At 66.9% G+C, this 24,210-nt stretch carries 20 protein-coding genes and 1 pseudogene; 7 read left to right on the forward strand and 14 right to left on the reverse strand.

All coding sequences use genetic code 11. From position 1 onward, the window contains the following. Positions 1–17 precede the first annotated feature (17 nt). The 4 genes from folB to QO259_RS14910 all read left to right on the forward strand — a co-directional run bounded on the left by folB (position 18) and on the right by QO259_RS14910 (position 3,286). Positions 18–371, forward strand: coding sequence for a dihydroneopterin aldolase (gene folB / locus QO259_RS14895; RefSeq protein WP_285950537.1), 354 nt, complete (start codon positions 18–20; stop codon positions 369–371). Next, positions 371–895 (forward strand): 2-amino-4-hydroxy-6-hydroxymethyldihydropteridine diphosphokinase, encoded by a 525-nt coding sequence (folK, locus tag QO259_RS14900; protein ID WP_285950538.1) that lies wholly within the window; start codon positions 371–373, stop codon positions 893–895. Before folB ends, folK begins: the two co-directional genes overlap by 1 nt. Positions 896–1,118: 223 nt before the next feature. Next, on the forward strand, positions 1,119–2,591 hold the full coding sequence (locus tag QO259_RS14905; RefSeq protein WP_285952785.1) for an ATP-binding protein: 1,473 nt from the start codon (positions 1,119–1,121) through the stop codon (positions 2,589–2,591). Further along, entirely contained in the window at positions 2,591–3,286 is a 696-nt protein-coding gene (locus tag QO259_RS14910) for a response regulator (RefSeq protein WP_207033315.1), read from the forward strand. Before QO259_RS14905 ends, QO259_RS14910 begins: the two co-directional genes overlap by 1 nt. A gap of 19 nt (positions 3,287–3,305) precedes the next feature. Here the strand turns inward: QO259_RS14910 and QO259_RS14915 are convergent, their stop codons facing one another. The 4 genes from QO259_RS14915 to QO259_RS14925 all read right to left on the reverse strand — a co-directional run bounded on the left by QO259_RS14915 (position 3,306) and on the right by QO259_RS14925 (position 5,374). Next, positions 3,306–3,842 (reverse strand): O-acetyl-ADP-ribose deacetylase, encoded by a 537-nt coding sequence (locus QO259_RS14915; protein ID WP_207033318.1) that lies wholly within the window; start codon positions 3,840–3,842, stop codon positions 3,306–3,308. Between the two features lie 94 nt (positions 3,843–3,936). Next, positions 3,937–4,698: a class I SAM-dependent methyltransferase gene (locus QO259_RS14920; protein ID WP_285950539.1), complete on the reverse strand. Its 762-nt coding sequence runs from the start codon at positions 4,696–4,698 to the stop codon at positions 3,937–3,939. A 15-nt stretch (positions 4,699–4,713) separates the two neighbouring features. Continuing rightward, entirely contained in the window at positions 4,714–4,905 is a 192-nt protein-coding gene (locus QO259_RS20300) for a PoNe immunity protein domain-containing protein (RefSeq protein ID WP_353057293.1), read from the reverse strand. Continuing rightward, a complete protein-coding gene (locus tag QO259_RS14925) occupies positions 4,820–5,374 on the reverse strand; it encodes a bacteriophage T4 gp5 trimerization domain-containing protein (protein ID WP_285950540.1) in 555 nt (184 codons plus the stop codon). Before QO259_RS14925 ends, QO259_RS20300 begins: the two co-directional genes overlap by 86 nt. Before the next feature lie 198 nt (positions 5,375–5,572). Here QO259_RS14925 and QO259_RS20375 point away from each other — a divergent pair. Then, positions 5,573–5,837: pseudogene (locus QO259_RS20375) on the forward strand (transposase); the annotation flags it as partial. Positions 5,838–6,052: 215 nt separating this feature from the next. On the opposite strand, the gene QO259_RS14930 reads toward QO259_RS20375, so the two are convergent. The 8 genes from QO259_RS14930 to ptsP form a co-directional block, all read right to left on the reverse strand. Next, a complete protein-coding gene (locus QO259_RS14930; RefSeq protein WP_285950541.1) occupies positions 6,053–6,457 on the reverse strand; it encodes a hypothetical protein in 405 nt (134 codons plus the stop codon). 213 nt (positions 6,458–6,670) lie between these two features. Continuing rightward, entirely contained in the window at positions 6,671–6,970 is a 300-nt protein-coding gene (locus QO259_RS14935; RefSeq protein WP_285950542.1) for an antitoxin YezG family protein, read from the reverse strand. A 2-nt stretch (positions 6,971–6,972) separates the two neighbouring features. Then, a complete protein-coding gene (locus tag QO259_RS14940) occupies positions 6,973–8,553 on the reverse strand; it encodes a DNA/RNA non-specific endonuclease (RefSeq protein ID WP_285950543.1) in 1,581 nt (526 codons plus the stop codon). After that, entirely contained in the window at positions 8,543–9,700 is a 1,158-nt protein-coding gene (locus QO259_RS14945) for a DUF2169 family type VI secretion system accessory protein (protein WP_285950544.1), read from the reverse strand. Before QO259_RS14945 ends, QO259_RS14940 begins: the two co-directional genes overlap by 11 nt. Then, positions 9,684–12,032, reverse strand: a complete 2,349-nt coding sequence (locus tag QO259_RS14950; RefSeq protein ID WP_285950545.1) for a type VI secretion system Vgr family protein — start codon at positions 12,030–12,032, stop codon at positions 9,684–9,686. The genes QO259_RS14945 and QO259_RS14950 overlap by 17 nt, the downstream gene beginning before the upstream one ends. Before the next feature lie 336 nt (positions 12,033–12,368). After that, positions 12,369–14,186: a PTS fructose-like transporter subunit IIB gene (locus QO259_RS14955; RefSeq protein ID WP_285950546.1), complete on the reverse strand. Its 1,818-nt coding sequence runs from the start codon at positions 14,184–14,186 to the stop codon at positions 12,369–12,371. Then, positions 14,183–15,160, reverse strand: a complete 978-nt coding sequence (gene pfkB, locus QO259_RS14960) for a 1-phosphofructokinase (protein WP_285950547.1) — start codon at positions 15,158–15,160, stop codon at positions 14,183–14,185. Before pfkB ends, QO259_RS14955 begins: the two co-directional genes overlap by 4 nt. Continuing rightward, positions 15,160–18,048, reverse strand: a complete 2,889-nt coding sequence (gene ptsP / locus QO259_RS14965) for a phosphoenolpyruvate--protein phosphotransferase (protein WP_285950548.1) — start codon at positions 18,046–18,048, stop codon at positions 15,160–15,162. The genes pfkB and ptsP overlap by 1 nt, the downstream gene beginning before the upstream one ends. A gap of 330 nt (positions 18,049–18,378) precedes the next feature. On the opposite strand from ptsP, the gene cra reads away from it, so the two are divergent. Both cra and QO259_RS14975 read left to right on the forward strand, forming a co-directional pair. Then, positions 18,379–19,359 carry a catabolite repressor/activator gene (cra, locus tag QO259_RS14970; RefSeq protein ID WP_207033326.1) on the forward strand — a complete coding sequence of 327 codons (981 nt, stop codon included), beginning with the start codon at positions 18,379–18,381 and terminating at the stop codon, positions 19,357–19,359. A 77-nt stretch (positions 19,360–19,436) separates the two neighbouring features. Then, on the forward strand, positions 19,437–21,344 hold the full coding sequence (locus QO259_RS14975) for an alkaline phosphatase D family protein (RefSeq protein ID WP_285950549.1): 1,908 nt from the start codon (positions 19,437–19,439) through the stop codon (positions 21,342–21,344). Positions 21,345–21,447: 103 nt separating this feature from the next. Here QO259_RS14975 and QO259_RS14980 read toward each other — a convergent pair whose 3' ends face one another. Both QO259_RS14980 and QO259_RS14985 read right to left on the reverse strand, forming a co-directional pair. Further along, entirely contained in the window at positions 21,448–23,031 is a 1,584-nt protein-coding gene (locus QO259_RS14980) for a SulP family inorganic anion transporter (RefSeq protein WP_285950550.1), read from the reverse strand. 49 nt (positions 23,032–23,080) lie between these two features. Continuing rightward, positions 23,081–23,737 (reverse strand): carbonic anhydrase, encoded by a 657-nt coding sequence (locus QO259_RS14985; RefSeq protein ID WP_207033331.1) that lies wholly within the window; start codon positions 23,735–23,737, stop codon positions 23,081–23,083. Positions 23,738–24,210: the final 473 nt, after the last annotated feature.

A 24,210-nucleotide genomic window follows, 5' to 3' on the forward strand; every position in this document is an offset into this window, starting at 1 on the left:
GGATGGACCCGATAAAGATGGATCAAGTACTGATCGAAGGGCTGCGCGTCGAGACCGTCATCGGCGTCTACGAGTGGGAACGCCACGTGCAGCAGTCACTGGAGCTCGACCTCGAGCTCGCCACCGACATCCGCGCCGCGGCGCGCGACGACGACCTCAGCCACACTCTGGACTACGCCGCGATCTGCGAGCGTCTCACCGCCTACGCCACCGACAATGCCCATGGCCTGGTCGAGACCTTCGCCGAGCGCGTGGCGCAGCTGGTGATCGCCGAGTTCGGCGTGCGCCGTCTGCGCCTGACCGTGCGCAAGCCCGGCGCCGTCGCCAGCGCCCGCGCGGTGGGCGTGCGCATCGAGCGCGAGGCCGGCTGATGCCGCTGGCGGTACTCGGGCTAGGCAGCAGCATCGAGCGTGAGCGCCACCTGGTCGGCGCTCTGGATGCCCTGGCGGCACTCGCCGCCCCGGCGACGCTGCGCGTCTCGCGGGTGTTCGAGAGTCCGCCGGTGGGCTTCAGCGACCCGCGCGACTTCTACAACCTGGTGGTAGCGTTCGACACCCCGCTCGAACCCGACGCGCTCAACGCCCGCTGCAAGGCGATCGAGCAGGCCCACGGCCGCCCCGCCGGCCCCACCAAGCAGGTCGCGCGCACCCTGGACATCGACCTGCTGCTGTGGGGTGAGGCCTGCGGGCGCCACGGCGACACCACCCTGCCGCGGGCGGACATCGAGCGCTACGCCTTCGTGCTGCACCCGCTGGCAGAGCTGCTGCCTGACCACCGTCATCCCGCTCGGGGGCTCACCTTCGCCGAGCTGTGGGCACGCTTCGATGCCCGCGCCCAGCCGCACCGGGCTGTCGCCTTCACCTGGCATGGCCGCGAGATATCGGCCCCCGACTGACGCGACCGACACGACCGGCGCTGGCGCCCACCCGGATGCACGCCAGCGCCGGACAGGTCACAATCATCCCGATCGCTTGCCCACTGATCGCCCTGATCGTCTCGATCGCCACATCCGCCGGCGCCGGCGATCTCCACGATCTTTACCCATTGGCTGGATCATCGCTGCATTGTGCGGCGGCATACTGACGAGGTTTTCCCGGTTCGTGAAAAAAACCGACCCCATGGCGCTAACCCTCAGAAGCCCGCGCGACTGGCCGCGCCTGTCGCGACTCAGCCTCAAGCTGTTCGTCATCATTCTGCTGACCAACGTGCTGATCAGCGGTCTCGTCTTCGTGTTCGTCTCGCGCAGTCTCGACCAGGGCTTCGTCAGCTACCTCGAGCGCAGCCAGGCCTCCCGCGCCGAGACCCTGGCCAATGCCCTCGGTGAGCAGTGGGCGAGCCGCGGCAGCTGGCGCTGGCTGCGAGACAACCCGCGCGCCTGGCAGAGCCTGGTGCGCAGTCAGCTATGGTCGAGCGAGCGCCGCCCGCCCAGCGGTATCGACCGCGAGCTGAGCGATGCCCGCGGCTACGTGCTGCTCGACGAGCTGAGCAACCCGGTGATCGGCGAGCCGCTGCTCGACCCGCCGCCGCAGCGCGATCCCAACCTGCCACCGCCGCCGGAGCCGCACTTCGTGCCCATTCGCAGCGGCGACAAGACCGTCGGCCAGCTCGGCTACCTGCCGCCGGAACGGCTGATGGCGCGCATGGACCAGATCTTTCTCGACCGCCAGCAGCGCAACCTGATGATCATCGTCGGCTCGCTGTTCCTCGCCTCGCTGCTGCTCGCCAGCGGGCTGGCCTGGTGGCTGGGGCGGCGCGCCCGCCACATGACCCTGGCCACCCGCCGGCTGACCCTGGGCGACTACAGCGTGCGCCTCTCCGAGCGCGGTCGCGACGAGCTCTCCAGCCTCTCCGCCGACTTCAACCAGCTGGCCGAGACGCTGGAGGCCAACCGCCGCGCGCGCCAGCGCTGGGTGGCCGATATCGCCCACGAGCTGCGCACCCCGCTGGCGGTGCTGCGCGGCGAGATCGAAGCGATGCAGGATGGCGTGCGCGAGCTGAGCGCGGACAATCTGGGCTCGCTGCAGCAGGAAGTGGATCAGCTCGGTCACCTGGTCGAGGACCTGCGCCTGCTGGCCCAGAGCGATGCCGGCGCGCTCGACATGCACCTGATTCCGCTGGATCTCGAGGATTCGCTGGTCCAGCGTCTCGAGGACAGCCGCCTGCGCCTGGAGAGCCTCGGCCTGGCGCTGACTCTGGAGACCGAACCCGCGCTGGTGCGCGCCGATAGCCAGCGCCTGCGCCAGCTATGGGACAACCTGCTCTCCAATACCATTGCCTACACCGATAGCCCCGGCTCGCTACGGGTGACCCTGAAGCGCCAGGCGCGCCACGCCGAAGTGGTCTGGGAGGATACCGCCCCGGGCGTGGCCGAGGGCGACCTGCCGCGGCTCACCGAACGCCTCTACCGGGTGGAAGGCTCGCGCAACCGCCGCAGCGGCGGCAGCGGCCTGGGGCTGTCGATCGCCAGCGCCCTGATCGAAGCCCAGGGCGGCACCCTGGTACCCTCGCGCTCGCCCTTGGGCGGGCTGCGCTGGACCCTATCCTTTCCGCTGGAGATGGCGACCACGCCATCCGACAAGGAACCGGCTTGATGAACGACACCATTCTGATCGTCGAGGACGAACCCAAGATCGCGCGACTGATCGCCGACTACCTCTCCAAGAGCGGCTATGCCTCGGACCATATCGACCACGGAAACGCAGTGATGGAGTGGCTCGCCGAGCAGACGCCGATGCTGGTGCTGCTCGATCTGATGCTGCCCGGCACCGACGGCCTCACCCTGTGTCGGCAGATTCGCGAGCGCTACCCGGCGCTGCCGGTGATCATGCTCACCGCCCGGGTCGAGGAGGTCGACCGCCTGCTGGGGCTGGAACTGGGCGCGGACGACTATATCTGCAAGCCGTTCAGCCCGCGCGAGGTGGTAGCCCGAGTCAAGGCGGTGCTGCGCCGCACCCACGGCGCCGCGGCAGGCGCCGAGAGCGGGCTTTCCGAGGAGGAGCGCCTGGTGCTCGACGAGGATGGCTGGCGCGCCCTGGCCGGCGGCCAGGACCTGGGCCTGACTGCGGTCGAGTTCCAGCTGCTCAAGGTGATGATGCAGAGCCCCGGGCGGATCTTCTCCCGCGACCAGTTGATGGATCACATGTACCGCGATCACCGCATCGTCTCCGAGCGCACCGTCGACAGCCACGTCAAGAAACTGCGGCGCAAGATCGCCGACATCTGGCCGGAGCGCGACATCATCCGCTCGGTCTACGGCGTCGGCTACAAGTACCAGCCGGAGGAGTGACGGCGGCGCGACAACGGCCCTACCAGCCCGCCACCTGCACGAAGGCCTCGGCGTCCGCTGCGGAGAAGAACACTAAGGTGACCTCCAGACCCGGCAGTTGGGGTAGCCGCTCACGCATTACCTCGGCCACCACTGCCGCCGCCTCGGCGCTCGGGTAGCCGTAGACCCCGGTGGAGATGGCGGGAAAGGCCAGCCGGGTGAAGCCCTCCTCCTCAGCCAGCGCCAGGGCGTTGCGATAGCAGGCGGCGAGCTGCCCGCGCGGGTCCTCGGACTCGGCATACACCGGCCCCACGGTATGGATGACGTAACCGGCCGGCAGCCGAAAGCCCGGTGTCAGCGCCACCTCGCCCACAGGCAGGCCATCCGGCCAGTCGCGCTGGCGCAGGTCGCGGCACGCCTCGAGCAGTTGCGGCCCCGCCGCGCTATGGATCGCGCCATCGACGCCGCCACCGCCGAGCAGGCTGCGGTTGGCGGCATTGACGATGGCATCGCCGTCGAAACGGGTGATATCGCCTTCGGCGACCGTGAGGCCCGCCTGGCGGTAGTGAATCTGCATCGCAACCTCCTCTGACGGCTATCGCCTTCACTCTAGTCCCGCCAGCGGACCATGACCAAGGCATTACCACAGCTCAGGGCGACATCCGCACTAGCTATCTGTCTTGGGACGATTGGCTCTCGTGTGGCCGTTTGTCGAACCCCATGACCAGAATTGGCGGACGCCTGAGATGCTCGGCCAGCCGTGGCTGCGCTTCGATGGCCTCCGCCGTAGGCTGGGGTTCGAGAACCCGGGCGATCGAGAGACCGGCCGCCAGCGCCGCACTCAGATAGGTATCCAGCGTTCTGTGATACTTGATCATCCCATCGACGAACCAGGTGGTGGAGCGCCGTCCCTCGGTGAAATAGTCATCTACCGGCCAGTGCATCCGTGGCATTTGCTCCGAGTCGTGCCAGCCAGCGAGCAGCGCGGTGCAAATCGGATGCTCCACCGAGAGCACGAGACGCCCAGTGGGTCTCAAGGCAGAAGCGACCTTATCCAGCACGCCCCCGAGGTCTTCGACGTAGTGCAGACACATCGAAGCCACCGCCGCATCATAGGAGCCAACGTCGAACTCAGCGTCCTCCAGAGCACTTACGTGGAACTGAGCTCGCTTGTCCGGGTACCGTCGCCTCGCCTCGGCGATCATCTTTTCCGAAATATCGACGCCAACATATCGACGCAAGTCCTGCGCCAGGCAGTACTCGGAGAACTTGCCAAAACCGCAGCCAAGATCGAGGACATCCAGGCCGTTCAGCGTGGGCAACAGACGCCGGACGGCGGGCTCTTCGATGGCGGCATTGAGACCACCTTCGCGCTCCCGAAGCGCCATGTAGCCGCTGAAAAAATCGGGATTGTCGTAGATATTCTGCTTCATCGGATACACCCAGATTCAGAGATTACATGTCTCACTGTCATTGCTCCGATACCTCCCACGATAATGCCGCACCAGATCGGCAGGATAGAAAGGGTGGTCGCGAAAATTCGCACCGCCGATGTCATGGAGTGCGACGACCAGCGCCGCCTCGAAGCACCAGTAACCAACGTAGCAATCCGACAGCTCGAACTCGTCGCCTTCTTCCACCAGATGGCTGTCGTGCCAGGCGGCTATTGCCGACCTGAAGGGTCAGGCGGTTGCCGGCGTTCAGGGTGATGTCGCGGCCGACGTCGAGGGAGTGGTTGAGGCCCACCTGGGTGGTATGGCTAAGGCCGACCACGGTGTTCATCAGCGCGCCGACGTTGAGGCTGTAACCCAGGCCGACGTTCTCCATGCGGCCCAGGCCGACGTTCTGCAGGTACGCCTTGCCCACCGTCTCGGTCTTGTGGTTGCCGACCTTGGTGGACCAGTGGCGGCCGACCCGCTTGGTCTCGTTGCCGTCGGTGGTGTGGCGATGGTGCTGGTGGATGGTGTGGGTCTCGTTGCCATCCACGCTGAGGGGCTCGTTGCCGTGTACCGTGTGGGTGTCGTGGCGCTGCACGGTGCGGGTGTCGTCGCGGTCGATGTCGGTGGTGCGATCGCGATAGACGTGCAGGGTGTTATCGGGCAAGCCCAAGGGGTGGGCGTTCTGGCCGTTGTAGAGGCTGTCGGTGATCAGCGGGCGGTCGGGATCGCCCTCGAGGAACTCGGTCAGTACCTCCTCGCCGACGCGGTGCAGAGAGAAAAGGAAGCGTCTAGGGCATCGAGAAAGTCATGAGAAGGTGCAACACCATGCTGAATAGGGCTGGTGTTGCACTAGGTCAGTGAGACCGTCACCGGTACGGCGATATACTTGGCCGACCCGCATAGCCCATGGCCGCAGGGCTCCAAGCGGATGGCCGCCCCCTCAATACCAACGGGCTGTTGCGGCAGCACCTGCCGAAAGGTCGGATCTCTCCGTCTACAGCCAGTAAGAACTCGACGAAACCGCCGACTCACTGAACACACGGCCGCACAAGACACTTGATTGACGCACGCCACTGGAAGTTTACACCGAGATGCTCAAGAAATCGGTCGCTGGCCTGAGCAACCTTAAATAGCGTCGCGTTTTTAACTTGAGAGCACCAAATCTAAAAACATTGGTTGCAAATGGCGCTTTCAATCTTTGCTAAAAATTCATGCAAGCACTTATAGCATCGAAAAAAACCATGGGTGGAGTAGGTGATGATACGAACTATGTTAAAGGTCACTATCGCAATTTGCAAAAGCTTGGTTCGGGTTCAGGCATATATCATCGCCTTAGATTCTAGAAACTCTAAGTATTTGGGGCTCTCTCCATCAAAACTCTCTCTCCCGCCCCCATATAAGCGCGAACAAGCTCATCACTTGAGCCTTTCTTATCGCCTAGTTCATAAAGAACTTGTCCATACCTTAAATGCAAAAAGGGATTTCCAATCCCTCCTGGACACGTCATTGCATACTCCAACGCTTCTCGAGCCGAAGTGTTGTAGCCAGCTAGAAAGCAAGCATCAGCAATGGCCGCGAGTGTCCATGTTGAGGCTTCCCAGTCAGATTTGGGCTCAGGAACCAAAGACCAGGCCGAGTTGTATTCGGCAATCGCTTCCTCAAATCTATCGTCAGAGGCTAACTTGTCACCATTTTCGCAAAGCGCTGTAATGGAATGATATTTTTCTTCGTCGAGTTCCAAATTGGATTGCATTGCCAACCACCTTTTTAATTTTGAAAAATCAGGTTTCTTCGGCGGCTTGTAATGTTGACCAAGCCCCGTCCCCTCCGAGCAATTAACTGCACTATCTTGTAATATATAATTGTCTGAATTAAGCATGAAATTTGGCTTGTATCAAGCTCCAAGTACAACACCATAATGAATGGGCCTGGTGTTACACTCAGATTATGCGGCCTTTGGGTTGTTTTAATACTCGAAGTCGACTTTATATTTCCCATTACTCCTTAACGTAAAGAAACACTTCTTGTATAGATCTTTATTGCCGCCACTCACGACCTTAGATAACTCGTAAAAGTAGTCTGGCAGCATATACACATCGACGTTACTTTCTTTGGATCCGTCTTTTTTTAAATAGACCACTTTTATGTTTACAGAGATTCCATCTAGCAAAGCCTCTACTTCTGCTTTTTCCCAAGGTTCTTCTATTATGGAATTTAACTCATTACCTATGGCCTGGTAATAATCTTCGGGTGTTTCGAAAAGCATGTCTAGCCTCCTTCCTGATTCATGAAAGATCTTGTTTCCCAGTCACCGTCTTGAATTCTATATTTTATTGCATATTTGTCTGGCCTTGAACTGGTGTTCCCAGGATTAAAAACTCTTCTGAAGTCCGCCTCAACTGCTCTTCCCTCTTGAAGGTGGTTTTTGAGATCTCGTTCAAAAGCCCGATATTCGCGACTATTTAAAGCTTTGTTTCCAGGGGATACGTTCAATGATCCACCCTGAAAACCAAATTCATCCGCACCACCATGAAAGCCAATATCGCCCTCTATGCCCTGATGTCCAATGAGCCGGTCATCATGGAAACGATTGCCCCCAGCGCCCAGCTTTAGTGTACCGGATGAACTGATGCCTCGGCCATATTCATCAGTGGTATAAGTGAAACCATCGTACTCATAAATAGTGTTGGGCTCTGGGTTTTTGGACGCAGCGCGGTATTCTTCCCTAGACTTCAAATGAACCCTTTTCAACTTGGCCGGACGCCTAGCGACATGCACCCCCTCACCCGCTGCCTCGGCCGCTTCCTCACTCCGCCGTGCGCCCCGGCTGACATCCCCGGCGGTCTCGGCCACTTCCGCGGCTTTTCTGGCCGCGCCTGAGCCCTTGGGTCCGATGGCCTCGATGGCGAAGGTCGCCGCGCTCATCTCTAACGCGCCCAGCGTGCCGTTGCGTTCCCGGGCATCCTGCCAGGCTTGTGTGCCGGCATCCCAGAGACCGCCGTAGGCATCGCGCGTGCGTTGCCAGGCCTCGCTAAAATGCGCGGCGCGTTCGGCGTCGCCTTGGGCCCATCCGATGCCGCTGTCGATCAGGTCCAGGGGACCGGGGCCAGCCAGCGTGTCCAGCCCTTGGTAGATGTCGACGGCGCTTTCGACCACGCGATCCCGCGCGGCCGCTGTCGTGGCGGCGTCGCCAGTGAAGGGCAAGGCGTCCCAGGTGGTACGGGCGGCCGACTTGACGCCTTCCCAGGCGTTGCTGAGAACGCGGCCGGCTTCCTCGCCGGGGGTGTAGTGCGCGTCCTCGTCGGCACCACCGCCGGCGGGCGGGGCGCTGTCAACCGCGCAGGGCCGGGTCACCAGATAGCCCGGGGCGCCGCCCACCCCGGCGGCGTTGCAGTTGATCAGGCAGGGACTGTCGTGACGCGCCACCGGCAGGCCGTTGATCTTGACGTTGGTCTGGCCACCGGTGATCAGCACATGGCCGCTGTCCAGCGATGTGCCGGAGACCACATGCTGACCGGCATCCCCCTGGATGCCGCGGAACAGATCGCCCTGGCGATAGAGCGGGTAGCCGGCGGCGATGACATCCGGCGAACGGCGTACCGGAGTGTCGAGAGTGGCGCTGCTGTCGAAGCCGACGATAGCATCCCCGACGCGGCAGAAGTCGGGGGTACTGGTGACCGCCATCCACTGGGCATCGGCATTACCGACGTGTCGCGATTCGCCACTGAGCGCCTGCTCCCGGGTCTCGCGCGGGGTGGCGCTGTCGGCCTCGGGCGGGCCGTCGCCCGTTTCGCACAGCCCGTCCGGGGTGACGCACATCGGCGCCAGTTCACTCGGCTCATCCGGCATGGCGGGCCTCGTCGCGTGCGGGTGACTGGCGGGACGGCAAGGGCGTGGCGGCGAGCGTGACACGGCGCAGGGCCTCCTCGGGCGCGAACAGCGCGCGCCAGGTCAAGGTCAGCTCGCCGTGGTCCAGGTCGATACCCACGGTATCCAGCGCCAGGGGCGTGATGGTGCGATCCCCGTCGGCGTGTTCCGCCAACGCCTTGAGGGCGAGCCCCGGCAAGCGGGTGTGATGACTGTAAAAGCGCGACGTGCCGATCTGGACCCGTTGGCTGCCGGCCAGGCAGTTGGTCAGGATCACCACCTCATCCCCGCGCAGATACTCGGGCGCGATCAGATCGGGGTGGGCGCTGTTGTAATAGCGGCTATCGAAGTCGTCCGGCCACTGCGGGTAGCGCTCGGCCAGCCAGGCCTCGTCCAGGGTGCCCTGGCGGGCCAGCCGGGGTTGCCACCAGCGGGCGATGGGGCCCAAGCTTGCCGGCACGGGCCGGTCGAAGGGCGAGCGGACCGGCGTCCCGGGATCCTCCAGTTGCGGCGCGGGCAGGCGGGTCACATCCAGGACCCGACGCTTGAAGGCCTTCACCAGCCCCTTGGGCAGCCGCTTGTAATCGGCGCGCTTCGGCAGCCAGCCACAGCCGACCGGATTGTGGGGGCAATCGAGCAGGGGCGCGTCGGCGGTATCGGGCAAGGCGATATGACCGCCGAAGGCGTGGCGATAATCCAGCGCCACGGCGCGGGTCGGCGCGGGCGCGCTCAGGCGCCAGCCGCCGAAGAACCCCTGGCGGAACTCGCGCGGGCCGTAGACACGTAACTGTTTGTCCACCTTGCCCACCTGAACCCGGATCTGCCAACTGCGACGCGGCTGGCCATCGGGGGTGCGCAGGGTCCCACTGACATGGATATCCGTCGTGGGCTTGCCGATCAGCACATCGCTGTCCTCGACCAGGGTGCGCGCCTGAGACCCCTCAGGCCCCCCGGTGTAGATGGCCTGCCAACGGATGGGGCGTTGGTTCTCGGCCAGCCTCAGCGGCCGATGGTCGCCGGTGAAGCGAAAGGTGCCGCGCACGCTGAGCACCTCGTACTCCCGGCCACCGGGGCCGAGCTTGCGATACAGCGCCTCGGGGAAGGGCGTCGGGTTAACGACTCGCGCCACGGCCGCTGCCTCCCTCGCTCGCCGGGTCGTCCTCGTCCGCCTCGTCGCTGCCCGGGGCGGGCTGGGCCGTGCCGGTGTTGACGAAGACGTCGTCGGGGCCGTCGATGTGCACGTTGGTGCCGGCGCGCACGTGGATCTCGCCGGCGTCCAGGTAGATGGCCTCGCCGGTGATCACCAGGCGGCTGTTGCCGACCTGGAGGGTCAGGCGGTTGCCGGCGTTCAGGGTGATGTCGCGGCCGACGTCGAGTGCGTGGTTGAGGCCCACCTGGGTGGTATGGCTGAGGCCGACCACGGTGTTCATCAGCGCGCCGACGTTGAGGCTGTAACCCAGGCCGACGTTCTCCATGCGGCCCAGGCCGACGTTCTGCAGGTACGCCTTGCCCACCGTCTCGGTCTTGTGGTTGCCGACCTTGGTGGACCAGTTGCGGCCGACTCGCTTGGTCTCGTTGCCGTCGGTGGTGTGGCGATGGTGCTGGTGGATGGTGTGGGTCTCGTTGCCATCCACGCTGAGGGTCTCGTTGCCGTGTACCGTGTGGGTGTCGTGGCGCTGCACGGTGCGGGTGTCGTCGCGGTCGATGTCGGTGGTGCGATCGCGATAGACGTGCAGGGTGTTGTCGCGCTTGATCTCCTCGGTGCGGTCGTTGAGCGTCAGCAGGTCGAAGTTCTTCTGGGCATGCAGCCAGATCTGCTCCTGGTCGGTCTGGTCGTCGAAGCGCAGGGCGTTGAAGCCGCTGCCCTGATAGGTCTTGGAGCGAAAGCCCGAGCAGGTCTTGCTGTCGGGCAGGCCCCAGGGGTGGGAATTCTGGCCGTTATAGAGGCTGCCGGTGATCAGCGGGCGGTCGGGGTCGCCCTCGAGGAACTCGGTCAGTACTTCCTCGCCGACGCGGGGCAGGCGGATGTAACCATGGCCGGCACCGGCGCTGGACGAGGCGACGCGCAGCCAGCACGAGCTCTGCTCGTCGTGCTGGCCCTGGCGGTCCCAGTGGAACTGGACCTTGACCCGCCCCCACTCGTCGGTGTGGATCTCCTCGCCCTCTGGGCCGACCACGGTGGCGGTCTGCGGCCCGCCGATGACCGGGCGTGGGTGGGTCAGCGGATGGCGATAGGGCTGGCTGCGCCGCTGGGCCTCGAGGTCGACGAGGAAGTGGCCGGTGCCGACGCGGCGGACGTCGGTCGTGTCGTCGCCGGTCGATGCCTCGGGGTCGTCGATTCCGTGGGCCCGCCGTGCGGCATCGAGTCGGGGTTGCAGGCTGCCGGGCAGGGTCTTGAGGTGCGCCGACACCGGCAGCACGTTCTCGGCGTGAACGATGACGCCGAGCAGCAGGAAGGTCCGCTCGGCTTCGCCGCCCGCGTCGTGCAGCGGGTGCTGGGTGAGCTCGAACCAGCGCCCGGCCTGGAGCTGGCGGGCACCGCCGGCGCCGTGGAAGCGCTTGGCTTGCGACTCCAGGGCTTCCAGCCGGTTCTCGGCCAGGCGCTCGCCTCGTTCGACCCCGCGGTAGTAGTACTCGCCGGCATAGTCATAAAGTTCGCGCGGCGGCAGATTGCCCTGGTCATTGATGGTGCCCAAGCCGGTGCGCTTGGCCAGTGCCGGCTGCTTGTAGTCGAAGCTGCCGAGGCTGACGCGGGTGGGCTGTTGAGTGCGCGTACCGCCCCAGTGGGTCAAGGCGTCTTCGGTTTCGGTGGCGTCCTGGCGATGGAAACGAATGGCCTGGGGGCTGACCGGGGCGGTGGTATCGGTGTCATCGGTGAAGACGACACAGTGGCCATCGTCGCTCTGTTCAATATAATACCATAACCCTTCTTCTTCGGTTATTCTGCTAATAAAATTCAGATCGCTTTCGCGATATTGCACGCAGTAGCTGCGAGTCGGGTAGTCACGGCGTAAATCAAAGCGCCAACGGCCCGCGGCCGGGGGAAAGTCAGCGAATACGTCGGTGAGAATATCGACCACCGAGGCATTCTGGAAAATACGATTGTCGCGGCCCAGTTCGAGCATCCGAAGCCAAGGCACCAGGGTCAGCTGATAATAACTGACGCCGCCGTCCTCGCCGAGCAGTGCCGCGTCATAGACCAGCCCGTGCAGCGGCCGGTAGCTGCCGTCGGCCTGCAGGATCGATAGCCGCGCCGGCTGTGCCATGAGCGTCTTGAGTTCGATATCGTTCTGCTGGGAGATGCAGTCGAGGGTATAGGCGAACGGTTCGCAGACGCGCTCCTCACCGACCAGACGGTGGGGGATCAGCGCAACGCCGCCCGGCGCGCCGGGGAGGTCGAGCTGCAACAGACGCTGCGATTGCGACAGATCAATGCCGGAGAGTTCACTGATATCGAGCATGATGCGCTTCCGGTTCGCGGATTATCGAGATAGCCGTTACAAGGCTAGAGGCATGTGATGGTTACGAGTAAGTCGATGTTAAAGCAAGTTAAGACATGAGACTATCAGACATTAGCTCGATATTTTGTAAGAGATGTCTCAAACCGATCCCGGTATTCTAAGTTTCATGAATATTAGGCGGCGTGGACTATCAGGCAGACTACTGGCGCAGCGCCAACCCCGGTTCACCAGCAGGCTCTCCGAATGCCCACCTGAAGCGTCGATCTGGATACCCAGCCCTCAACGCAAGACGCCGGCGCAGGGCGCCGGCGTCGATAGCGTGGAGCGTGTCGGGCGTCAGCCGGCGCGCTGCTCGCTGGCAACGGCGCCGCTGCCCGCATCGGCGACCGCCGGCAGTTCGCTCTCGCCGCGCTTGAGCAGCGCATAGCCGACCCCGGTGACCAGCGACCCGGCAGCGATGGCGACCAGATAGAGCAGCGCCATGTTGACCGCGTTGGGGATCAGCAGCACGAACAGACCGCCGTGGGGCGCCATCAGCTTGATCCCGAACCACATCGACAGCGCCCCGGTGACCGCGCCCCCGATCATCGCCAGCGGGATCACCCGCAGCGGGTCCTTGGCGGCGAACGGGATCGCCCCCTCGGTGATGAAGCACAGCCCCAACACGAAGGAGGCCTTGCCCGCCTCGCGCTCCGGCTGCGAGAACTTGCCCCGCGCCAGCAACGTGGCGATGCCCATGGCGATTGGCGGCACCATGCCGGCGGCCATGATCGCCGCCATCGGCATGTAAGTTTCGGTGGAGAGCAGGCCGACCCCGAAGGTATAGGCCGCCTTGTTGACCGGGCCACCCATGTCGAAGCACATCATCGCGCCCAGCAGCAGGCCCAGCAGCACCGCGTTAGTGGAGCCCATGTTGTTGAGGAACTGGGTCAGCCCGGCGAGGATTGCCGCCACCGGCGTGCCCACCACGTAGATCATCACCAGGCCGGTGAACAGGCTCGCCAGCAGCGGGATGATCAGGATCGGCTTGAGCGACTCGACGCTGGCCGGCAGCTTGACGTAGCGGGTCACCGCCGAGGCCGAGTAGCCGGCCAGGAAGCCGGCGAGAATCCCGCCGATGAAGCCGGCGCCCAGGGTCGAGGCCAGCATGCCGCCGATCATCCCCGGGGCGATGCCGGGGCGGTCGGCGATCGAGTAGGCGATATAGCCGGCCAGTACCGGCACCATCAGCTTGAAGGCGGTGCCGCCGCCGATCTGCATCAGCGCCGCGGCCAGGGTGCCCTCCTGCTCGAAGGCCTTGATCCCGAACACGAACGAGAGCGCGATACACAGACCGCCCGCCACCACCATCGGCAGCATGAACGACACCCCGGTCAGCAGGTGCTTGTAGAGACCGCGCTCCTTGACGCTCTTGCGCGCCCCGCCGCTGGCCCCTGCACTGCCGCCCTGAGGCGCGCCGCTCGACTCCACCTGGGCCTCGACCAGCGCCGTCTCCAGGGTCTGCTTGGGCTGCTTGAGTGCCGCGCCGGTGGAGGTGCGATAGATCGGTTTGCCGGCGAAGCGGGTGTCGTCGACCTCGATATCGCAGGCCAGCACCACCACGTCGGCGGCGGCGATGTCATCGGCGCTCAGCGCGTTCTGCGCCCCCACCGAGCCTTGGGTCTCGACGTGGATCGCGTGTCCCATCGCCTTGCCCGCCTGAGCCAGGGCCTCCGCCGCCATGAAGGTGTGCGCCACCCCGGTGGGGCAGGCGGTCACCGCGACGATGCGCCGCTGGGTGCTGCCGCCGGCCTGGGGCGCCTGCACGGCGGTGGCGGGCGCGGGCGCATTCGCGCTCGCGGCGTCGAAGGTCGCCGCCTCGCGCGCGGCGCGCTCGAGGAAGGCGTCCGGGTCGGGCAGCGCCTGATGGATCGGCGCACGGAACAGCCGCTTGCCGTCGAAGCGCTGCGGCTCGGGCACGCGCTCGGCCGCGACCACCACCAGCTCGGCCGCCGCGATCGCCTCGGCGGAGGCCGGGGTCACCGCCTCCAGCTCGCCGTGCATCTCCACCGACACCTGCCAGCCCAGCCGCTTGGCGGCCTGTTCGAGCCGGCGCGCGCCGAGAAAGGTCGTCGCCATGCCGCTGGGGCAGGCGGTAATCAGAATCACGTTCATGCGCTCTCCCCCGCGTACGTCGCCTCGTCGAGCCGCTGCACGCGCGTTTGTTGAAGTAGTTCGGAAAAGTCTGCGGCCTCGGGCCGGCCCACGCCGACATGCCGCACCGCGTCCGCCGCCAGCGCCGTGGCAAAGCCCAGCACCTGGGCCGGCGGCTGGTCGGCGAGAATGCCGTGGAGCATGCCGGCGACCAGGGTATCGCCGGCGCCCACGGTGTTGACCACGCTCACCCGGGGCGGCTCGGCCAGCCACTCGCCGCGCCGGCTGACCCAGATCAGGCCCGCGCCGCCGAGCGACAGCAGCGCCTCCTCGACCCCCGCCCGATGCAGCCGCCGCGCCGCCTCGCGCTGGGCCTCGAGGGTCTCCAACGGCGCGCCGGCCCAGGCCGCCAGCTCATGCTCGTTGGGTTTCACCGCGCTGGGCGGCACCGCCAGTGCCGCCGCCAGCGCCGGCCCGCTGGTATCCACCCACACCGGCACACCGGTGGCCTTGAGTGCGGCTACCAGCGCGGCAAAGTCCTCCTCCGAGACCCCGGGCGGCAGGCTGCCGGTGAGCACCACCGCCCCCGGCGTCCGCTCGCGGCAGTGCGTGTCGAGGCGCTGGCGCAGCGCCGCGAGCGCCTCGGCCGACACACTCAGCCCGGGGCCGTTGATATCGGTCACGCGGCCGTCGGCTTCGGCGATCTTGGCATTGATGCGCGTCTCGCCCGGCAGGCGCAGGCTGGCGTCCGCGATCCCCGCACTGGCGCAGGCGGCGACGAAGGGGGCGTCGTTGTCCTCTCCCAGCAGCCCGGAGAGCGTCACCCGATGGCCCAGCGCGGCCAGCACGCGAGCCACGTTGAGCCCCTTGCCAGCAGCGGCCAGCTGGCTCGACTGGGTACGGTTGACCGCGCCCAGGGTCAGCGTCGGCAGCCCGATCGAAAGATCCAGCGCCGGATTGAGGGTCACCACCAGGAGCTCGTGCGCGCTCGCCATCACAGTGCCTCCAGCGCGTCACGCACGGCCTGGCTGGTGGCCTGGGCGAGTGCGGTGCGCGCATGGCGCTCGGCGCTCTCCTGAGTGATGCCGCGCAGGCGCGCCTTGACCATCGGCACCTGACGCACCGAGACCGACAGCTCGTCGACCCCCAGGCCCACCAGCACCGGCACCGCGGCGGCATCCGAGCCCAGCTCGCCGCACACCCCGACCCACTTGCCCTCGGCGTGGGCGGCGTCGACCGTCATCTGGATCAGCCGCAGCACCGCCGGATGCAGGCCATCGGCCTGGGCCGAGAGGGTGGCGTGGCCGCGGTCGATCGCCAGGGTGTACTGGGTCAGGTCGTTGGTACCGATGGAGAAGAAGTCGACCTCCGCGGCCAGGCTCGGCGCCAGCAGCGCCGCCGAAGGAATCTCGATCATCACCCCGACCTGGACGTCACCGGCACCGATCTCCGCCTGCAGGCGGTCGACGATGGCGCGCGCCTGGCGGTACTCGTCGACGTCCTTGACCATCGGGAACATGATCCGCAGCGGCCGCTCGCCGGCGGCGGTCAGCAGCGCCCGCAGCTGGGTCTCGAGCACCTCGGGCCGGGTCAGCGCCAGGCGCAGCCCGCGCAGGCCGAGGAAGGGGTTGTCCTCCGCCGGCACCGGCCAGTAGGGCAGCGGCTTGTCGCCGCCCACGTCGAGCGTGCGCGCCACCAGCGGGCGCCCATCGAGGGCGTCGAAGGCGCGCCGGTACTCGCCGATCTGGGTCTCCAGATCGGGGGCTTCCGGGTGCGCCATGAAGATGAACTCGGTGCGCAGGAGCCCCACGCCCTCGGCGCCCTGCTCCACCGCATCGGCGGCGTGGGCGGTGTTGCCCAGGTTGGCGGCGACCTCGATACGCTTGCCGTCGGCGGTACGCCCCTCTTCGAAGCGCGCCCCGTGCGCCTCGCGGCGCAGCTTTTCGAGCTCCTTGAGGCGCAGCTCGGCGCGGTCGCGGCGCTCGGCGGAGGGGCGCACGATGACGCGGCCGAGATCGCCGTCGAGGATCAGGTCGTCGTCGTTGTTCAGCGTCAACGCCCGTTCGCCGGCGCCGACCACCGCGGGGATACCCAGCGCCCGCGCCAGGATGGCGCTGTGCGAGGTGGCACCGCCGCGTGCGGTGAGCAGGCCGCGCACCTGAGCGGTATCCAGCCGCGCCACATCGGAGGGGCCGATATCGTCGGTGACCAGAATGTAGGGGCGCTGCGGCGGCGTCGGCATCTCCACGCCGCACAGCACGCCGAGCACCCGGCGACCGACGTCGCGCAGGTCGGCGGCGCGCTCGGCCAGCAGCCGGTCGGCGAGTACTTCCTGGGCCCGGGCCGCGGTGTCGATCGCCTGCCACCAGGCCGCCTCGGCGCTGAGACCGTCGCGCATGCCCTCGAAGGCCGCCTCGTGCAGCTCCGGGTCGTCGAGCATCTCGGCGTGCATGGAGAGGATCTCGGCCACGTCACCGCCCTTGGCGGTGCCGATCAGCGCCTGCAGCTGGCGCCGCGCCTCGTCGAGCGCCGCCTGCAGCCGCTCACGCTGGCGCTCGGCCGGACCCTGCTTGTCGGCCGCCAGATCACGGGCGCGTTCGGGGTAGTCGAAGTCCGGCGCGCGCATCACGTAGGCCGGGGCGATCGCCAGGCCCGGCGAGGCCGCCGTGGCCGGCAGCACGCCGTCGTCCTCGAGCGGTTCGAGCGGCGCCTCGGCCTCACGCCGGGCAGCGCGGTTGGCGCCCGCGGCAGCCACTTCGGCGAGCGGCCGTACCGCCTCGCCCAGACCGCTCTCCACGGCGTCGACCATCGCCGCCAGCGCGCCCTCGGCGCCCTCGCCCTCGGCCGAGAAGATCAGTGTCTGGCCGCGCCGCGCGCCGAGCCCGATCACCTTGGTCAGGCTCGCCGCCGAGACCGACTCGGCGCTGCCTTCGAGCAGGCGCACGCGCACCGGCAGCGCCTGCTCGCGCGCCTTCTGCACCAGCACCTTGGCCGGCCGCGCGTGCAGCCCGTGGGCGTTGAGCAGGGTGACCCGGGCGGTCTGGGCACTGCTCGACTCGCCGGAGAGGCGCATCAGCACGCCGTCGGCGTCGGCATCCACCAGCGCCTCGCCCTGACCGCTGTCGAGCAGCTCGGCGAGACGTGCCAGCAGGTCGCGGTGGGCGTCGTCGAGGGCCGCCACGCAGAAGACCCCATTGACCGGCCCGCGCGGGCCGCTGAAGGCGCGCTCCGGCGTCGCCAGCGACAGCGCCGGCTGCTTGACACCGCGGTCGGCACTGACCAGCCACAGCCCCTGCCCCAGCGCGACCGGCTCCTGAGCGTTGATCGCGGCGACGAAGCTGGCGTCGACACACTCCGCCTGGCGCAGCCGCGCCGCCGCCGCCAGCGCCAGCTCGAAGCGGTCACGCGCGGGGAAGTTGAGACACAGGGTGTCGGCATCCAGACGCGCCTTGGGCCGCGGGCGCGACAGGAGCGCGATCATCTCCTCGGCGCTGTCGGCGGCGGCCAGGCGTTCGGCCACGCCTTCAGCGTCGAGCACGTGGGTGAGCTGGCGCAGCACGTCGAGGTGCTCGTCGCTGGAGGCGGCGATGGTGACCAGTAGATAGACGCGATTGCCGTCGTGCCACTCGACCCCCTGCGGGAACTGCAGCAGGCGCACCCCAGTGTGGTGGATCTGGCTGCGGCTCTCCGGGGTGCCGTGGGGAATCGCGATGCCGCTGCCCAGGTAGGTCGAGCCCTGGGCCTCGCGGGCGTGCAGCGCATCGCGGTAGGCAGGCTCCACCAGCCCGGCCTGGTGGAGCGATGCCGCGGCCTGGTCGAGGGCGTCCTGCCAGCCGTCGGCGCGGCAGTCGAGGGCCGCGTCTTGCGGCGTGAGGGTCAGCATGTCGGTCTCTCCCGGAAGCGGTGTTGGCGACGCTCAGAGCCCACTCTACCCAGCTGCGGTCGGCGGCGTCACCGCTGCCGCCCTGGATGCGGCGGTCGCCGCCGACAGGCGCTGAGTCGACGTCGCGATCCAACAGCCGGCCGCAACGTCGTTCAGAATAAGCTGAATCGTGTCACCTAATGGCGTTATGCTCGTCGTTACGCGGGCATTTGACAAGCTAGACCTTCGCAGGACGCCGCCGCCCGCGGCATCGACCACACGCCTGGGGCTGGGCCGCCCTGGCGCGACGGGTTATGGTGCCAGGCGTTCGCACGCTCCGGAGACCGCTCGATGAAACTCGCCGATATCGCCCGCCTGGCGGGTGTGTCCCGCACCACCGCCAGCTATGTCCTCAACGGACAGGCGCGCGCACGGCGCATCAGCGAGGCCACGGTGGAACGGGTGCTGACGGTGGCCCGCGACCACGACTACCGCATCGACGCCCAGGCCGCGGCGCTGCGCGGCGGCGACAGCCGCACCCTGGGGCTGATCGTCCCCGACCTGGAGAACGGCAGCTATGCGCGCCTGGCCAAGCGCCTGGAGCATGGCGCCCGCAGCCAGGGCTATCAGCTCTTGATCGTCGGCTCCGACGACGACCCCGAACGCGAGCGCACCCTGGCGCGCTCGCTACGCGCCCAGCGCTGCGATGCGCTGATCGTCGCCAGCAGCCTGGCCCCGGACGACGACTTCTACGCCGAGCTACTCGCCGCCGGGCTGCCAGTGATCGCCGTCGACCGCCCGCTCGACCCGCAGCACTTCATCAGCGTGGTGACCAACGGCCGCAGCGCCGGCGAAGCCTTGACCCGCTCGGTGCTCGACCCGGACGTGAACGAGATCGTATGGTTCGACGCCGTGCCCCAGCTGTCGATCAGCACCGAACGCCGCCAGGGCTTTCTCGCCGCCTGCCGCAGCTTCGCCGGCGAGTACCGCTGCATCAGCGCCGCGCGCTACGATCGCGCCAGCGGCGCCGCGGCCATGCGCCAGCTACTCGGCGAATCGCGTCTGCCCGATGCCATCGTCACCGCCTCCTACACCCTGCTGGACGGCCTGCTCGACGCCCTGCTCGAACGCGGCGCGCTACCCACCGGCCTGCGCCTGGCGACCTTCGGTGACGACCGCCTGCTCGACTTCCTGCCGTGCCGGGTCAACTCGCTGCCCCAGGACCACGACCGCGTCGCCGCCCAGGCGCTGGCGCGCGCGCTGCAGGCGGTGCGCGGCGACTACCGCCCCGGCCTCGATGTGATCGAGCGCACGCTCAAGCGCCGGCGGTGACCACAGCCGCCCGCCCGGGCTATGCTGAGGCCGCGTCGTCGACGCGCACGCCCTCCTCCCCCGAGCTGGAAGCGTTCATGCAAGAGACCCTGCCCGATATCCTGGCCGGCCCGCTGCTGCGCCGCTGCGACCCGCAGCGCCTGGTGCTGTGGCTGGTGGCCACGCGCCCGCTCGCACTGCGGCTGACGCTGAGCGCCGACGGCGAGTCGCGCACCCACGAACTGGACGCTGCCACCACCTGCCTGGCCATCGGCGACCACGCCCACTGCCATCTGATCGATCTGGCAATGACAACGCCGCTACCGCAGGAGACGCGCATCGCCTACGACCTGGCCTACCGGGATCGCCAGGGCGCCTGGTGCTCGCTGCGCGACTGGGGCCAGGCGCTCGCCTACCCCGGCGAGCCGCTGCCCACTCTGGTGCTGCGCGCGCGCCACGACGCCCTGCTCCACGGCTCGTGTCGCAAGCCCCACCACCCCGGCGCGGATGGTCTGGCCCGCGGCGACCGCTGGCTGGGCGAGCGCCACCAGGACGCCGCTGCCCGCCCGGCCGCGCTGATCTTGAGCGGTGACCAGATCTACGCCGACGATGTCGCCGGCCCCATGCTCGCCGCCATTCATGCGCTGATCGCGCGCCTGGGGCTCTACGACGAGTGCCTCGAAGGCACCGAGATCGCCACCGGGGAAGCGCTCTACGCGCGTGACGACACCTACTACCATCGCGACGCGCTGCTCCCCGCGGTAGCGTCGAACGCCGCGCTGCGCGACAAGTTCTTCGGCGGCAAGCGCAAGCCGATCTTCACCAGCGCCAGCGCCGAGAACCACCTGATCACCTTCGCCGAAGTGATGGCGATGTATCTGCTGGTGTGGTCGCCCACACCCTGGCAACTGATCACGCTCAAGATGCCCACCCTCGACGCCGCCGAGGGCGAGCGCTACCGCCGCGAACAGCGCCACATCGATGGCTTCGTCGCCGCGCTGCCGCAGGTCGCGCGCCTGCTGGCGCATCTGCCGACGCTGATGATCTTCGACGATCACGACATCACCGACGACTGGAACCTGACCGCCGCCTGGGAGGCCGCCGTCTACGGCCACCCATTCTCGCGGCGCATCGTCGGCAACGCGCTGCTCGCCTATCTGCTGTGCCAGGGTTGGGGCAACGACCCCGACGGCCTGGCCGCACCGCTGGCGGCGACCCGCGAGTGGCTCGCCCGGCGTGATGCCGATGGCCGCCTCGACTGCGCCCGCCACGGCGACCTGATCACCCAGCTTCTGCGCTTCACCGGCTGGGGCTATACCCTGGATACCCAGCCGCGTCTGGTGGTGCTGGATACCCGCACCCGACGCTGGCGCAGCGAGCGCAAGCGCCACCGCCCCTCGGGGCTGATGGACTGGGAGGCGCTGAGCGAGTTCCAGCAGGACCTACTCGAACAGTCAGAAGTGATCATCGTCTCGCCGGCGCCGATCTTCGGCGTCAAGCTGATCGAAGGGGTACAGCGGCTGTTCACCGCCCTGGGCAAGCCACTGATGGTGGATGCCGAGAACTGGATGGCACACCCGGGCTCTGCCCATACCATGCTCAACATCCTGCGCCACAGCCGCACGCCGCAGCGCTACGTGATCCTCTCCGGCGACGTCCACTACTCCTTCGTCTACGCCATCACCCTGCGCCAGCGACGCCACAGCCCGCGGATGTGGCAGGTGACCAGCAGCGGCCTCAAGAACACCTTCCCCACCACCCTGCTCGACTGGTTCGACCGCCTCAACCGCTGGCTCTACGCCCCCTGGTCGCCGCTCAACTGGCTGACCAAGCGCCGGCGCATGCTGGTCGAACCCTATCGCCCGGCCCACGCCAGCCACGGCGAGCGGCTGTGGAACCGCGCCGGTATCGGCTACGTGCGGCTCGACGCCGAGGGCGCGCCGAGCGAGGTCAGGCAGCTGGGCGCCGATGACGTCGATACCCATTTCGATCGTATCCCCGACTGAAGCGCGGTGCTCAGTGGCGGCATACCTCACTCACGCGACCGCCGCCGGCTGACGGGCCGGCGGCGGTGGAGGTGACGATACGTCGAGTGGCGGCTGCCGTGGCTCAGGCCGGACGCAACAGCGCGGCGTTGCCGTCGACATCGCCATAGGTGCCGCTGGTGCCCTCGACGTCGCGCAGCTCGACCACGATGCCCCGGTTCGGCGCGCTGTCGATGAAGCGGGCGATGTCCTCACGGATATCCGGGTCGACATAGTTGGCCCCGGTGGCATCGACGATCAGCTCGCCACCATCGGGCACCGCATCCAGATACTGGCGCATCTCTTCGCGGTTGAGAAACGACACATCCTGCTGGAACTTGAGCAGCACGTGATCGCCGCGACGGGTGTGGGCGATCGCCGAGCGATAGCCGGACTGCAGCAGGAAGTAGAGGCTGCACACCAGCCCCACCAGCACCCCCATCAGCAGGTCGGTGGCGAGGATCGTCACCACGGTGACGGTGAACGGCACGAAGCGGCGCATGCCCTCGCGATAGTGGGCGACGAACAGCGACGGCTTGGCCAGCTTGTAGCCGGTATGCAGCAGGATCGCCGCCAGCGTCGCCAGCGGGATCAGCTCCAGCCACATGGCCAGGAACGCCACGCTCACCAGCAGCAGCCCGCCGTGAATGATGCTCGCCAGGCGCGTGCGGCCGCCGGCATTGGCGTTGGCCGAGCTGCGCACGATCACCGCGGTGACCGGCAGTGCGCCGAGCAGCCCGCAGACCATGTTACCGATGCCCTGAGCCTTGAGCTCGCGGTGCGGCGGCGAATGACGCTTGAGCGGGTCGAGCTTGTCGACCGCTTCCAGGCTGAGCAGGGTCTCCAGGCTGGCGATGATGGCAATGGTGATGGCCACGGTATACACCGCCGGGTTAGCGAGTGCGCCCAGGGCCGGGCTGGTCATCTCGGCGAGCAGGTCAGCCGGACCGCTGAGCCCGCCGAGCTGCACATGGTGAGCTGCATCCAGTGCCAGCGCCGGCATCGCCGTGCCCACCAGACGCTCGATCAGGATACTGCCGAGCACCGCCAGCAGCGGCCCGGGCACCAGGCTCAGTAGCCGCCGGCGCTTGATCAGCGGCTGCTCCCACAGCACCAGCACGGCGAGACTGAACAGCGCGATCCCCACCGCCAGCGGTGCAACACCGCTGAACAGCGCCACCGGGTCGGTGATCGCCGGCATGTCGTCCAGCGGGTGGCCCAGCGCCATGGGGAACTGTCCGAGCACCAGGATCAGGCCGATCCCCGCGAGCATGCCCTTGATCACCGCGGTCGGCACGAAGGCGCCGATCCGCCCGAGCCGGAAGATCCCCATCGCCAGCTGCAGCACGCCGGCCAGGATCACCGCGGTGAGAAAGGCGGAGAAGCTGCCCAATGTCTCGATCGCGTCGAGCACGATCACCGTGAGCCCGGCGGCGGGCCCGCTGACCGACAGCGCCGAGCCGCTGAACAGCGTCACCACCAGCCCGCCGACCATGCCCGCCACCAGCCCGGCCAGGGGCGGCGCGCCGGAGGCCAGCGCAATCCCCAAACAGAGCGGAATCGCCACCAGGAAGACCACGATGCCGGCGGGCAGATCGCGGGCCAGGTGGCGCAGGGAAAGTGTTTCGGCACGCTCCACGTGAGCGTCGTTAGAAGTCTGAGTCGTCATTGTCTTGTCCTTGACCTGAAAGATCCGTCGATGTCGCGGGGTGCCAGCCTCAGCCCGCCGCGCGACGCCAACCGTTGGCCTCGGGGATGGCGTCAGCGTCCGCCGGGGCGCGGCTCACCACGTCGTCGAGCTGGCCGCTGGCGAGGTCGTAGACCCAGCCGTGCAGGGTCGGTGCGCGCCGTGCCGCCCAGCTCTCGCGTACCAGTGACAGCTCGGCCAGGCGTTCGACCTGGGCGATGACGTTGAGCTCGACCACGTGATCGACCTTGTCACTCAGCTGCGTGAAGTGGCTCAGCTCGCTGGCGTGGGCCGCCACCAGCTGTCTGAGCTGGGCGACATGGGAGTCGACCCGGGGCAGCCCCGCCAGCGCCTCGTCACCGCTGATCGCGGCCTGGATGCCGCCGCAGCCACGATGGCCACAGACGATGATGTGCTCGACCTCGAGGGCCTTGAGCGCATACTCGAGCACGCTCATCACATTGGCGTCGTCGTCATCGACCAGGTTGGCGATATTGCGATGGATGAACAGCTCACCGGGATTGGCGTTGCAGATCTGCTCGGCGGGCACGCGGCTGTCGCAGCAACCGATCCATAGCGCGCCAGGCGCCTGGCCCTGGTGTAAGCGGGAAAATAGTTCCGGATCGGCGGCGCGCATGCCGGCAGCCCAGGCGCGGTTTTCGAGTAGCAGACGATCGGTGAATTGCATGGAAACTCCTCGGCAGCATTGGGGTCGCCAGTCGTGATCACACCCAGTCGTGCTCACACTGCGCTCGCATGGCGACGGGTGAATGGCGATGACAGGAGCCGTCCGCGCCCCGGGTAACATGACGGCGCCGGCTTCGCCTAAAGTCGTAACGGGAGAGCCAGGTCGGCGGCAACCATTAACCGCTTTGCACGCTGAAAATTTTGTAAGCCGAGGTGAAGGATTGTGCGCCTGGCGCCATTGATGACGACCGGCTCGCAGACAGGAATGAGGCACCATACCAGACCCGAAATGCCCACTAGCGCGGGCGATTCGAAACTATTCGAGTCGAAATGGTGATGAAGATGAATACCGCATGAACCGGGCGCTCATGCGGTTATCAGCCAGCGAGGAACGTTTAAAATTTAATAAAAACTAATGTAACAGAAGCCGCGATTACCTGTCGCCAGGATGAACGCTCGACAAGCCCTATTGCC

The sequence above is a fragment of the Salinicola sp. JS01 genome, assembly GCF_030284585.1.
In the GTDB taxonomy this organism is placed as follows: domain Bacteria; phylum Pseudomonadota; class Gammaproteobacteria; order Pseudomonadales; family Halomonadaceae; genus Salinicola.

Bases quoted from the DNA above. Each gene is read 5' to 3' on its own strand.
- QO259_RS14950 (WP_285950545.1), bottom strand. From the start codon at position 12,032: ATGCTCGATATCAGTGAACTCTCCGGCATTGATCTGTCGCAATCGCAG.
- QO259_RS14910 (WP_207033315.1), top strand. From the start codon at position 2,591: ATGAACGACACCATTCTGATCGTCGAGGACGAACCCAAGATCGCGCGA.
- QO259_RS14940 (WP_285950543.1), bottom strand. From the start codon at position 8,553: ATGCCGGATGAGCCGAGTGAACTGGCGCCGATGTGCGTCACCCCGGAC.
- folK (WP_285950538.1), top strand. From the start codon at position 371: ATGCCGCTGGCGGTACTCGGGCTAGGCAGCAGCATCGAGCGTGAGCGC.
- QO259_RS14915 (WP_207033318.1), bottom strand. From the start codon at position 3,842: ATGCAGATTCACTACCGCCAGGCGGGCCTCACGGTCGCCGAAGGCGAT.
- QO259_RS14930 (WP_285950541.1), bottom strand. From the start codon at position 6,457: ATGCAATCCAATTTGGAACTCGACGAAGAAAAATATCATTCCATTACA.
- QO259_RS14985 (WP_207033331.1), bottom strand. From the start codon at position 23,737: ATGCAATTCACCGATCGTCTGCTACTCGAAAACCGCGCCTGGGCTGCC.
- QO259_RS14935 (WP_285950542.1), bottom strand. From the start codon at position 6,970: ATGCTTTTCGAAACACCCGAAGATTATTACCAGGCCATAGGTAATGAG.
- cra (WP_207033326.1), top strand. From the start codon at position 18,379: ATGAAACTCGCCGATATCGCCCGCCTGGCGGGTGTGTCCCGCACCACC.
- QO259_RS14980 (WP_285950550.1), bottom strand. From the start codon at position 23,031: ATGACGACTCAGACTTCTAACGACGCTCACGTGGAGCGTGCCGAAACA.
- folB (WP_285950537.1), top strand. From the start codon at position 18: ATGGATCAAGTACTGATCGAAGGGCTGCGCGTCGAGACCGTCATCGGC.
- pfkB (WP_285950547.1), bottom strand. From the start codon at position 15,160: ATGGCGAGCGCGCACGAGCTCCTGGTGGTGACCCTCAATCCGGCGCTG.
- ptsP (WP_285950548.1), bottom strand. From the start codon at position 18,048: ATGCTGACCCTCACGCCGCAAGACGCGGCCCTCGACTGCCGCGCCGAC.
- QO259_RS14975 (WP_285950549.1), top strand. From the start codon at position 19,437: ATGCAAGAGACCCTGCCCGATATCCTGGCCGGCCCGCTGCTGCGCCGC.
- QO259_RS14905 (WP_285952785.1), top strand. From the start codon at position 1,119: ATGGCGCTAACCCTCAGAAGCCCGCGCGACTGGCCGCGCCTGTCGCGA.
- QO259_RS14955 (WP_285950546.1), bottom strand. From the start codon at position 14,186: ATGAACGTGATTCTGATTACCGCCTGCCCCAGCGGCATGGCGACGACC.
- QO259_RS14920 (WP_285950539.1), bottom strand. From the start codon at position 4,698: ATGAAGCAGAATATCTACGACAATCCCGATTTTTTCAGCGGCTACATG.